Below are 11,122 nucleotides of genomic sequence, written 5' to 3' on the forward strand. Positions count from 1 at the left end.
GCTGGCTCACGCCTCTCTCATCGGCAGCCGACCCCCCGGCCGGTACCTCCCTCGTCCGTAGCGGCCCCTCTGCAGGGTCCCGCCGCGACCTTGCGAGTGGTGGGGGGCGGAGGGGTCCTCTTTCAGGCGGCCGCCCGGCGGCGACCGGCCTTGGGCAGTCCCTCCACCTCGGGCGGCTCGAACCCGGGCCGGTGGAAGCCGCCGCGCACGCCCCGTGCCCCCAGGTGCATGACGAAGGCCAGGACGCGGGCGACGGCGGTGAACAGCTGGGCCGGGACCTCCTGGCCGAGGTCGCAGGAGGCGTGCAGCGCGCGGGCCAGCGGGATGTCCTGGACCATCGGCACCCGCGCCTCCTCGGCGAGCGCGCGCAGCTTGGCGGCGACCTCGCCGGCGCCCTTCGCGATCACCCGGGGGGCGCCCTTCGCGGGGTCGTACTTCAGCGCGACGGCGACGTGGGTGGGGTTGACCAGCAGGACGTCGGCGTCGGCGACCTCGCTCATCATCCGGTTCCGCGACATCGACATCTGGATGCCGCGGCGGTGCGCCTTCATGTGGGGGTCACCCTCGGACTGCTTGTGCTCCTGCTGGATCTCGTACTTGCTCATCTTGAGCTTCTTCATCGTCTTCATCCGGACGACGACGTAGTCGGCCACCGCGATGACCAGCCCGGTGACGGCGACGACGCGGAACATGAGGATCGCCGAGTCGGTGAAGGTGGCGGCGACCGCCGACAGCGGCAGCGATCCCGCGGAGGAGACCAGCGCCTGCGCCCGGTCACTGGTGATCACCACGACCGTCGCCAGCGCGGTGGTCTTGATCAGGGCCTTGACCGCCTCCCAGATGCCCTGGGTGCCGAACATCCGCTTGATGCCGGGGAAGGGGTTGAGCTTCTTCAGGGTCGGCTTCATCGCCTTGGTGGCGAACGTGACCCCACCCTGCGCCGCCGCGGCGACGGTGCCGACGACCATCATCCCCAGGGCCATGGGCAGCAGGGTGGTCATGAAGGCGCTGAGGGCCTCGCCCATCAGGATCGACAGGGCCGCCGGTTCGGGTTTGTTCGCCACGGAGCCGACCTGGACGAACAGCTGCTGCGCGGACTCGAACGCGTTGCCCACCATCATCGGCAGCAGGACGCTGGCCGCCGCGACTCCCAGCCACGTGCCCAGCTCCTGGGTGCGTGGGATCTGCCCTTCCTTGCGCGCCTTCTTCAGGCGCTGGGGAGTGGGCTTCTCGGTCTTCTCACCACCCGGGCCGTCCTTGGCCATGGCTCAGCCGCTCCGCAGGGAGGTCATGGCGCGTGCCGCGTGGTCGAGCAGCGCGTCAAGCGCCGGCGGGAGCAGCGGGAAGGTCAGGCCGAGCATCGTGAGGGTCAGCAGGATCTTGACCGGGAAGCCGAACGCGAAGATGTTCAGCGCCGGTGCGGCCCGGCTGAGCAGCGCGAGCGCGACGTCGGCCAGCAGCAGGACGGCCACCATGGGCCCGGCGATCTGCAACGCGGCCAGGAACATCATCGAGAACGCCGTCATCAGCACTGCGGCGATCTGGTCGGTCGGCACGTCACCGCCGACGGGCAGCCCGACGTAGGAGGTGGCGAAGCCCTTGACGATGACCAGGTGGCCACCGCTGGTGAACAGCAGCGTGATGGCCAGCAGGTGGTGCAGTCGGCCGACCGACGAGTTCTGCGTCATCGACAGGGGGTCGTAGGCCGGCTGCAGGGAGAAGCCGCCGGTGACGTCGATCAGGTCGCCGGCCATCTGCACCGCGCTGAACAGCACCTGGACGACGAACCCGAGCGCCGCCCCGATGATCACCTCGGTCACCGCGGCGACGGCGAGGAAGCCCGCGGTCGGTTCCGGGAGCGAGGGCGCGATCTGGGTCGAGAGCAGCACCGACAGCGCCAGCGCGAACGCGCCCTTGACCGGCGCGGGGACGGTGCGCGAGTTGAACGGCGGGGCCAGGAGCACGAATCCGGCGGCGCGCGCCGTCCCCAGCAGGAGCGCGGCCAGCGTGACTGCCGGGACCGAGAGGTCCATCGTGGCCTCAGGTCCGGTCGAGCAACGCCGGCAGCTGGTCGAACAGGCTCTGGGTGAAGCTGACCAGCTCGGCGAGCACCCAGTTGCCGGTGACCAGCAGCGCGATCGCGACGGCGATGATCTTCGGGACGAAGGAGAGGGTCTGCTCCTGGATCTGGGTGGCGGCCTGGAACAGCGAGATCAGGAAGCCGACCAGGAGGGCCGTGATCAGCACCGGGGCAGCGACCTTCGCAGCGACCATCATCGTCTGCGCCGCGATCTGGGTGACGTCCGCGTCGCTCACCCGCCACCCCCGTACGAGCCCACCAGGGCGGTGGTGATGAGCGCCCAGCCGTCGACGACGACGAAGAGCAGCAGCTTGAAGGGCAGCGACACGATGGTCGGCGGGACCATCATCATGCCCATCGCCATGAGCGAGGCGCTGACCAGCATGTCCAGCACCAGGAACGGGATGAAGACGACCAGCCCGATGATGAAGGCGCTCTTGAGCTCCGAGAGCACGAACGCCGGGATCAGGGTGGTCATGCTGACCTGCGCGGCGTCGGCCGGTGCCTCCTCGCCGGACAGGCCGATCATCAGCTTGAGCTCGTCCTCGCGGGTGTTGCCGAGGAGGAACTCGCGCAGCGGGACCACGCCGGCGTCGTAGGCCTGGGCGACCGTCATGGTGCCGTTCATGTAGGGCTGCAGCGCCACCGCGTTGATGTCGGAGAAGACCGGGCCCATCACGAACAGGGTCAGGAACAGCGCGATCCCGGTGAGCACCTGGTTGGGCGGGGACGAGGGCAGGCCGAGCGCGTTACGGGTCAGGCCCAGCACCACGATGATCTTGGTGAAGGACGTGGCCAGGAGCAGGACCGACGGGGCCACCGACAGCACCGTGATCGCGAGGATGAGCGTGATGGAGCTGCTCGGCGACCCGTTCCCGATGGTGATGTCGACGTTGCCGTCGCCGGGCACGGCGGGCGCCACCGGTGCCGTCGGCGCCACCGGGTCGGTCGGGGCGGCCGCCGCCGGGCCGGCGAGCAGGAACGCCGCCACGGTGCACAGCACCGACAGCAGCACCACCCAGGCCGCCCGGCGTCGCACCGAGGCGCCCCCGGACGCCCGGAGCGGGCGGGCGGACGACGTCATGAGCGACGGACCGTCCGTTCGCGGAGCTGGTGGACGAAGCTGCCCCAGCCGTTGCGGTCGAACACCGAGCCGGCCAGCGCCGGGCTCGTCACCCGCTCCGGCAGCGGGCCGGAGCTGTCCGGCGCACCGCTGCGCGCGGGCACCCGCCGCTCGGCGAGCGCTGCGTCGACGGCTTCGGCGTCCACCTCGGCGAGCAGGGTGACCTGCTCCTCCGTGGCGCCCACGACGAGGACGACGTCGGCGATGCGGACGACGTTCACGGTGCTCGCCCGGCCCATGCGCTGGCGGGCCACGACCTCGATCAGGCCGTTGCCCTGGCCCAGTCCGCGCTTCTGGGCCACGCGCGCGGCGAAGAACAGCACCGCGGCGATGAAGGCCAGCGAGAGGACCAGCCGGATGATCATCCACGTCATGCGGGCTGTCCCAGCTCCGCGGCCGCGGCGTCGGTCACGATCTCGCTGATCCGCAGGCCGAAGTCCTCGTCCACGACGACGACCTCGCCGCGGGCGATGAGCGTGCCGTTGACCAGCAGGTCGGCCGGCGCGCTGGCGGCGCGGTCGAGCTCGACGACCTCGCCGGGGTGGAGGGAGAGCAGCTCCTGCACGGTCATGCGGGTGCGGCCGATCTCGACCGTCACCTCCATGGCCACGTGCCGGAGGAGGTCCAGGCTGCCGCGCTGGGTCTGCGCCGCGGGCAGGGTCACCTGCAGGGCGAAGGTCGCCTGGTGTTCGCCGCCGGCCATGAGCGGGACGGCCACGAACATGCCCTTGTCCCGCAGCCCGTCCAGGGCGGCCACCGGCTCCTCGACGCGCTCGGAGGCGATGCGCACCCGGCCGAGGGTCGCGGCGGCGGCCTCGAGGGCGGGCCGCAGCGCGGCGGCGACGTCCATCCGGCCGACGGGGGAGTTCGACAGGGCCTCGACGACGTCGGCCGAGACGACGAGCACGATGTCGCCGCTCACCTCGCCGGAGAGCCCGGCGGACACGGCGGATGCGGCACCCGGTGGCAGGGGGACGCCGTCGGGGTCGCTGACCGGGCTCCCGGGGACCAGTTCCGTCGTGGCCGGGACCAGCGCGGCGGCCGCGCGGGCCGCCGCCGTGACCACTGCGGAGACGGTCTGGGAGTCCTGCGACGTGTCGGTGCTCATGCTGTGTCCTTCGCGGCGGCGTACGGGGTCGGGACGATGGTTGCGGCGAGTCGGCGCCGGTGATTGCTGGCGATCGCGTAGGCGAAGGTCACGTCGTTGGTCGTGACCTCGAGCGGTGCGTCCGGCGGATGGCGCAGCAGGAGGACGTCACCCACGGCGAGGGAGAGCAGGTCGGCCGAGGAGACGCTCAGCGGTGCGAACCGGACGCTCACGTCGACCGGCACGAGATTGAGCCGGGCGGTCAGCGCCTCGGCGGCGCGCCGGCGCTTGGCCAGCGCCGTCTCCGACAGCTGCGGGGAGGCGGCGTTGTTCAGCGCCTGCGCGAAGGAGGAGAACGGCAGGACCAGGGTCGCGTCCCCCTCACGCGCGCCGACGGCCATCGAGAAGGTGGCCACCATCACGGTGTCGGAGCCGGCCGCCGCCTGCGCCAGCTGCGGGTTGTACTCGAACCCGTTGAGCGCCGGCTGGATCTCGGTGATCGACGCGAACGAGGCAGCGAACTCGTCGAGCAGCCGGCTGAGCAGGTGATTGGTGATGGCCGTCTCCATCGCCGTCATCGGCCGGTTCGGCTGCGCGGCGCGACCCGAGCCGCCGAGCATGTGGTCGACGGTGGCCATGGCGATGTCCAGCGGATAGGCCAGCAGGCCCTTGCCAGCCAGCGGCTCGAGGGTGAACGTGGAGATGAAGACGGGACTGGGCAACGTGGCCAGGTAGTCGTCGTAGGACTGCTGCTCGATCGTGGCGAGCTCCAGGCGAGCTCCGGCACGGAGGAACGTGGTCAGGATCGTCGTCGCCTGGCGGGCGAAGGCCTCCTGCGCGATCTGCAGGACCCGGACGTGTTCACGGGAGAGCTTCGTCGGCCGGCGGAAGTCGTAGGTCCGGGGCTCACCCCGGCGGCTGCGCGAGCCGCTGCCGGCGGTGGGCGACGCCGAGGCGGCGGCCGGGGCCGGGGCGGCGGGTGCCGCCGGTGACGCCTCCGGGGACTGAGGACCGGCCATGCTGGGGGCCGGTCCGGTCTCGGGTTGGGTCACGTTCCACCTCATCGGCGGACCCCGGCCCGACCCTGACCGGCGGCGCCGGAGCGCCGCCGGTCGTCCGGGAGTGGTGTGACGGGTGGTGCAGGGTGTGCTGCGGTGGAACGTTCCGCTGCGGCCCGGCTTGCGGACGAGGCCGGTGGAGCCGCCGGTTCGCGCTGGTTACTGGGTGACGTACTCGGTGTAGTAGATGTGCATCACCATCGGGACGCCGTCCTCCGTGTACGCCTCGATGATCTTCTGCTCCAGGGCTTCCTTGAGCGCGTCCCGTGCGCCGGTGACGTCGGCCGGGGTCGCCTGCGAGAACGTGGAGATGATCTGGTCGTAGGCCTTGGCGCCGTCCACGCTGGCACCCCCGTGACCGCCGCCGGCGGCGTCCGCGGTGATCTCCAGGGTGATGCCGATCTTGAGGTAGCCGCCGCCCGCGAGGTTGACCGCGATCGGCTCGAGGGCCACGTAGCCGCCGTGCACGGGCTCGGCCGCTTCGGCCTCCTCGGAGCCGCTGAACAGGAAGAAGTAGGCGGCACCGGCGGCGGCCACCAGGACCACCGCGAGGATGAGGAGCAGCTTCTTCTTGCCGCCGCCCTTCTCCTCGGCGTTCTCGGTCTCGGCGGTCTTGTCCTTGCTCATTCGGGAGCTCCTTGGTGGGCGGCGTCGAGGCCCGGCAGGAGGGCGTTGGCCTCTGCCGAGGCGTCCGACAGGACGACGATGTCGACGCGACGGTTGTCGCTGATCGCGTCGGGATCGGAGATGGGGACGAGGGGGCGCGTCGAGCTGTAGCCGTTGGCTGACATCCGGTCCTCGGGGACGCCGGTGCCCCCCAGGTAGCGGACGACGGTGGTCGCCCGGTACGCCGACAGCTCCCAGTTCGACGGCCAGACGCTGCCGGGGGAGACCGGCAGGTGGTTGGCGTGCCCCTCGACGGCCAGCCGGTTGGGGAGGCCGGTGAGGGTGGGCGCGACGGAGCTGAGGATCGCCCCGCCCTCCGGGCGGAGCACGGCCTGCTCGGCGTCGAACAGGACCTGGTCGGCGACGATGTGGACGACGAGGCCCCGCTCGTCGATCTCGAAGCGTGCTGCCCCGGCGTACCCGGCCGCAGTCAGCGCCGCGTCGATCGCGTCGCGGGCGGCGGCGAGCTCGTCGTAGGCCGCGGCCGCCTCCGCGGCGACGTTCCTGGCCCGCTCCGCGGCCGCGGCCGCGGCCGCGGCGTCCACCTGCGCCTCGGTGACGGTGGGGTCCGGCGGGATCGCCGAGGCGATGTCGACCACGCCGGGCAGGCCGTCCAGGACCGAGCCTTCGGGGGTGGCGCTGGTCACGACCGAGACGGGGGTGCCGAAGGCATCGGCCATGCCCTTGGCCAGTGCGGCGAACTTCTGCTCGTCCACCTTGCTCATCGCGAAGAGCACCACGAAGAGCACGAACAGCAGCGTCATCATGTCGAAGCCGGACACCAGCCACCGCTCGTGGTTCTCGTGCTCCTCGTGCTCCTCGTGCTTCTTGCGGCGGCGGCCGTGACCGGTGCTCACGGGGTCACGCCGCTTCCTTGGCCAGCGAGCTCGGCGGGACGAGCGAGGTCAGCTTGAGCCGGACGGCCCGCGGGCTGGTGCCGGCCTGGATCTCGGTGATCCCCTCGACGAGCAGCTCCATCTGGGCGGCCTGCAGCTCGCTGACGCGGAGGATCTTGGCGCCCATCGGCAGGAACCAGAAGTTGGCCGCCATGACGCCCCACAGCGTGGCGATGAAGGCCGCGGAGACCATCGGGCCGAGCGTCTCCGGGTCGTTCAGGTTGCCCATGACGTTCATCAGGCCGACGATGCAGCCCAGGATGCCGATGGTCGGGGCGTAGCCGCCCATGGCGTTCATGAACTTGGCGGCGACCTTGTCCTCCGCTTTCTTGGCCGTGATCTCGCTCTCGAGGACGGTGCGCAGCTCCTCGGGGTCGGTGCCGTCGATGCCCATCTGCAGGCCGCGCTTGAGGAACGGGTCCTGGATCTCCTTGACCTGTGACTCGAGCGCGAGCAGGCCCTCCTTGCGGGCCTTCTCGGCCAGGCTGACCAGGGTCTGGATCTGCTCGGTCGGCGGTGGCACCTTCGCCGGCAGCACGGCCATCTTGAACCAGCTGCCGACCTTCTTGAGGTCGTCCAACGTCTGGCTCGCCGCCGCTGCACCGAACGTCGCGATGATGACCAGGACGATCGCCGGCAGGAAGATCAGCGCTGTCGGGGCGACGCCCTCGAGGGTCATGAAGACGAACAGGGCGATGATCGAGATGGCGAACCCGATCAGGGTGGCGGGATCCACGGGTCAGCGCTCCTCGCGGTTCGGGAACGGGACGACCGAGGCAGCCGTGGCGTCGTCGGTGGCGCGGGACGGCGCGCGGTACTCGCCGCGGTCCATCTCGTAGGACGTGGCGAGGATCCCGGCGCGGTACTCGCGGATCTCCTGGAGCACCTCGTCGACGGTCTCCTTCACCACGTACTTGGTGCCGTCGACGAGGAAGGCGACCGTGTCGGGGTGTCCCTCGACCCGCTCGATCAGGTCGGGGTTGAGCGCGAACTGCTCACCGTTCAGGCGCGTCACACGGATCACGGTTCGGTCCTCTTGCTCGGTGCTGCCCGCAGCGGGCGGGAACGGCATGGGTGGCAGGTGGGAATGCACTGTTCTCATCGGCCCAGCCGGCGCTTTCCTTGAGCCGAACGGCGGGGGAGGGCGGGGGCACAGGCCCGGGATGACGCGGAAAACCGGCGGCCCGGCCACCTCGAGGGATGACCGGGCCGCAGCATCTCCCGCTTTCGGTACAGAAAGCTCAGCGGGCGGGTTCCGCTTTCGGTACAGAAAGCGCAATGCGCGGGATCAGCGCTTCAGGTTGACCAGGTCCTGCAGGATCTCGTCGGAGCTGGTGATCACGCGGCTGTTGGCCTGGAAGCCGCGCTGGGCCACGATCAGCCCGGTGAACTCCTCGGCGAGGTCGACGTTCGACATCTCGAGGGCGCCCGACATCAGGGAGCCGCGACCGCCGACACCGGCCGTTCCCACCTGGGCCACGCCGGAGTTGACGCCGACCCGGAACGAGCTGTTGCCGGCCTTCTCCAGACCACCGGGGTTGTTGAAGGAGGCGAGGGCCAGGCGGCCGATGGGCTGGCGCAGCTCGTTGGAGTAGACACCCATGATCGTGCCGTCGGCGCCCAGCTGGAACGACTGCAGGGAGCCGAGCGCGTAGCCGTCCTGGGTCGGTGCCCCTAGCGTGTTGGACCCGCCGTACTGGGTGAGCCCCGAGATGTCGATCTGGACGGCGTTGTTCCAGCTGGGGAAGCGTCCGGCCGGTACGACCGTGTTCGGGTTGAACGACGGCAGGAGTCCGGGGGCGGCCGGGTTCAACAGGTTGCCGGCGTCGTCGAAGGTCACGCCGGTGACGGTCTGCAGGACGCCCTGGGTGGCGTGCTCGATCGTGACGTCCCACGTGTTCGCCGCGGTCCGGGTCAGGTTGTAGAAGATCTTCTGCTCCACGCCCTGGCTGTCGAACATGGTGATGCCGGTCTGCAGCGGGGCCCCGATCGGCGCGTCCGAGGGCAGGTTCCCGTCGATGACCCCGGACGTGCTGGCGGAGGGAGCGACGATCTGACCGTAGGGGACCGAGAGGTCACCGATCGGGCCGTTGGGGTTGACCACGCCGTTCTCGTCGGCCATCCAGCCCTGCAGGATCGAGCCGTCCGGGGTGACCAGCTTGCCGGCGCCGTCGAAGTCGAAGGATCCGGCGCGGGTGAACAGCTGCTCCCCGCCGGTGCCGCGGGTGACGAAGAAGCCGTCGCCCTCGATCATGAAGTCGGTCGAGCGGCCGGTGGACTGGGTGGCGCCCTGGGTCCAGTTCGTGGTGATGGCCGCGACCTTCACGCCCAGGCCGACCTGGGCCGGGTTCGTGCCGCCGCGGTCCGCGGCAGGGGCGCCACCGGCCCGGATCACCTGGGACAGGGTGTCCTGGAAGACCGTCTGGCTGCCCTTGAACCCGACGGTGTTGACGTTGGCGATGTTGTTGCCGGTGACGTCCATCTTGGTCTGGTGGGCGCGGAGGCCGGAGATGGCCGAGAACATCGAGCGAAGCATGGGAGGAGCTCCTCAGGGGATGGGACCGCCGGACGGCGGGGGAGTCGGTCGGGTCGGAGCGGTCAGGACGTCACTTGGTGAGGGCGATCTCGGTGAGGCGGCCGACCGGGACGGAGACGCCCCCGATGACGGCGATGGCCTCGCTGCCGCGGCTGGCGAGACGGACCGATGAGACGACCCCGGTCTTCGAGGCGCCGGTCGTGTCGGTGTAGGTGGCGGTCCGCCCGACGAGGGCACCCGCGGTCGCGGACTCCTGCAGCACGAGCATCGACGCGTTCTGGGTGACGAGCTGTTCCAGCTTCTCGACCTGGCTGAAGGTCGCCGTCTGGGACATCATCTGGCTGCTGTCGACGGGGTTCGAGGGATCCTGGTAGCGCATCTGCGCCACCAGGAGCTTCATGAAGACGTCCTTGCCCATCTGGTCCGGACGGTCGACCGTGGAGGAAGCGGGCGTGTACGGCGTCGCCGCGGCTCCGCTCACGGGTGTCGTCATCGGTCGGTCACTCCTTCTCAGACGAGCACGTCCACGCCGGACGACGTGGATCGGTTGCCGGGCGGGGTCGATCCGCCGACTGCGGTATCGGCAGGAGCGCCCCACCGTCGTGACCGGTCCTCGCCCCGGTCCTGGCGGCCGCGGTCGGAGGCCCACTGCTGCCCGGCCTGCTGGTCGGCCTGCTGCTGCGCCGCGTGGCGGGCCAGCCACGAGCCGCCGGTGTCCTGGTCGACCTCCAGACGCGCCGGGTTGAGGCCCGCGGTCTCCAGGTCGCGGCGCAGGTCGGGCAGACCGTCGAGGAGCGCAGCCCGGCCCAGCTCGTGCGCACCGCGCAGGGTGAGGTCGACGGTTCCCCGGCTGAGGGTGACCGAGACCTCGACCGGCCCAAGGGTCTCCGGGTTGAGGACGAGCGTCATGGTCTGCGTGCCGTCCGGGCCACCGCGGAGCACGGCGACCTGACGAGCCAGCTGCGACCCGACGGGCAGCGCAGCGGCCGCACCGGTCGCGCCGGACGCCGCGGCGGGCGCGGCCGCGGTCGCCGCGGCCGGTCCGGCGCCGACCATGCCGACCTCCGTCACCCCGTCCGCGGCGGGCGCACCAGGGGCGCCGTTCCCGGTGCCGGCGTTCCCGGTGCCGGCGTTCCCGGCGCCGGCCGACGACGACCCGCCGGCCCCGGACGGGGCCACCTGGACGGCCACGGTGCCGGTGGAGCCGGCCGGGACGCCGGCGGTGGCAGCGTCGCCGGTCGCCGGCGCCGTCACCGGCCCCGCGGGAGCCGGAGGGGCGCCGGGCGCGGTCGCGACCGGGGTCCCCACCGCGGCCGACGGGGCGGTCGCGGAGCCGGTCACCGCGGGCTGGGCCCCGACGGGGGGAGGAGCCGCGGCGGCCGTCCCGGGTGCGGGCCCGCCGGCGGCCGGCGGAGGAGCGGGGACGGTCGAGGTCAGGGGGTCCTCGGGAACGACGACGGAGCCGGGGATCACGGACGGCGCCGCAGCGGGTGCCGGGAGCGGGGCGGCGGTGGGGGCGGGCAGCGTCCCGGGCACGCCGGCGACCGGCATCCCCGGCGCGGCGGCGGTCGTGGCGGCAGGGGTCCCGGTCGCGGCCACCCCGGCCACGACCGCGCCCGCCGGCAGCCCCGGCACCGCGGCGGCCGCGGCGGCGTCGACCGGGACCGGTGCGGTGG

General features: G+C 71.7%; 14 protein-coding genes. All 14 read right to left on the bottom strand.

Features of this window, described 5'->3' with window-relative positions:
• Nucleotides 1-122: 122 nt before the first annotated feature.
• Complete coding sequence (locus tag ACFSHS_RS10075) at nt 123-1,265, bottom strand: EscU/YscU/HrcU family type III secretion system export apparatus switch protein (RefSeq protein ID WP_376874749.1); 1,143 nt, start codon at nt 1,263-1,265, stop codon at nt 123-125.
• A 3-nt stretch (nt 1,266-1,268) separates the two neighbouring features.
• Nucleotides 1,269-2,033, bottom strand: coding sequence for a flagellar biosynthetic protein FliR (fliR, locus tag ACFSHS_RS10080; protein ID WP_376874752.1), 765 nt, complete (start codon nt 2,031-2,033; stop codon nt 1,269-1,271).
• Nucleotides 2,034-2,040: 7 nt separating this feature from the next.
• Nucleotides 2,041-2,316 (bottom strand): flagellar biosynthesis protein FliQ, encoded by a 276-nt coding sequence (gene fliQ / locus ACFSHS_RS10085; protein WP_458199707.1) that lies wholly within the window; start codon nt 2,314-2,316, stop codon nt 2,041-2,043.
• Nucleotides 2,313-3,164, bottom strand: coding sequence for a flagellar type III secretion system pore protein FliP (gene fliP / locus ACFSHS_RS10090; protein ID WP_376874755.1), 852 nt, complete (start codon nt 3,162-3,164; stop codon nt 2,313-2,315). Before fliP ends, fliQ begins: the two co-directional genes overlap by 4 nt.
• Entirely contained in the window at nt 3,161-3,577 is a 417-nt protein-coding gene (locus ACFSHS_RS10095; protein ID WP_376874759.1) for a FliO/MopB family protein, read from the bottom strand. The genes fliP and ACFSHS_RS10095 overlap by 4 nt, the downstream gene beginning before the upstream one ends.
• Nucleotides 3,574-4,311, bottom strand: a complete 738-nt coding sequence (fliN, locus tag ACFSHS_RS10100) for a flagellar motor switch protein FliN (protein WP_376874762.1) — start codon at nt 4,309-4,311, stop codon at nt 3,574-3,576. Before fliN ends, ACFSHS_RS10095 begins: the two co-directional genes overlap by 4 nt.
• A complete protein-coding gene (locus ACFSHS_RS10105; RefSeq protein WP_376874765.1) occupies nt 4,308-5,342 on the bottom strand; it encodes a flagellar motor switch protein FliM in 1,035 nt (344 codons plus the stop codon). The genes fliN and ACFSHS_RS10105 overlap by 4 nt, the downstream gene beginning before the upstream one ends.
• A gap of 165 nt (nt 5,343-5,507) precedes the next feature.
• The gene (locus tag ACFSHS_RS10110; protein ID WP_376874768.1) at nt 5,508-5,975 is read right to left on the bottom strand and encodes a flagellar basal body-associated FliL family protein; all 468 of its coding nucleotides are present in this window, start codon (nt 5,973-5,975) and stop codon (nt 5,508-5,510) included.
• Nucleotides 5,972-6,871: an OmpA/MotB family protein gene (locus tag ACFSHS_RS10115; RefSeq protein WP_376874771.1), complete on the bottom strand. Its 900-nt coding sequence runs from the start codon at nt 6,869-6,871 to the stop codon at nt 5,972-5,974. Before ACFSHS_RS10115 ends, ACFSHS_RS10110 begins: the two co-directional genes overlap by 4 nt.
• A gap of 4 nt (nt 6,872-6,875) precedes the next feature.
• On the bottom strand, nt 6,876-7,646 hold the full coding sequence (locus ACFSHS_RS10120; RefSeq protein WP_376874774.1) for a motility protein A: 771 nt from the start codon (nt 7,644-7,646) through the stop codon (nt 6,876-6,878).
• Nucleotides 7,647-7,649: 3 nt separating this feature from the next.
• Nucleotides 7,650-7,934: a flagellar FlbD family protein gene (locus ACFSHS_RS10125; RefSeq protein ID WP_376874777.1), complete on the bottom strand. Its 285-nt coding sequence runs from the start codon at nt 7,932-7,934 to the stop codon at nt 7,650-7,652.
• A gap of 264 nt (nt 7,935-8,198) precedes the next feature.
• Nucleotides 8,199-9,446, bottom strand: a complete 1,248-nt coding sequence (locus ACFSHS_RS10130; protein ID WP_376874780.1) for a flagellar hook protein FlgE — start codon at nt 9,444-9,446, stop codon at nt 8,199-8,201.
• 70 nt (nt 9,447-9,516) lie between these two features.
• Nucleotides 9,517-9,939 carry a flagellar hook assembly protein FlgD gene (locus ACFSHS_RS10135; protein WP_376874783.1) on the bottom strand — a complete coding sequence of 141 codons (423 nt, stop codon included), beginning with the start codon at nt 9,937-9,939 and terminating at the stop codon, nt 9,517-9,519.
• Nucleotides 9,940-9,956: 17 nt separating this feature from the next.
• Nucleotides 9,957-11,122, bottom strand: a 1,166-nt coding sequence (locus tag ACFSHS_RS10140) for a flagellar hook-length control protein FliK (protein ID WP_376874786.1), incomplete at its 5' end; no start/stop codon positions are given.

The organism is Blastococcus deserti (genome assembly GCF_042682525.1).
Lineage (GTDB): Bacteria > Actinomycetota > Actinomycetes > Mycobacteriales > Geodermatophilaceae > Blastococcus_B > Blastococcus_B deserti.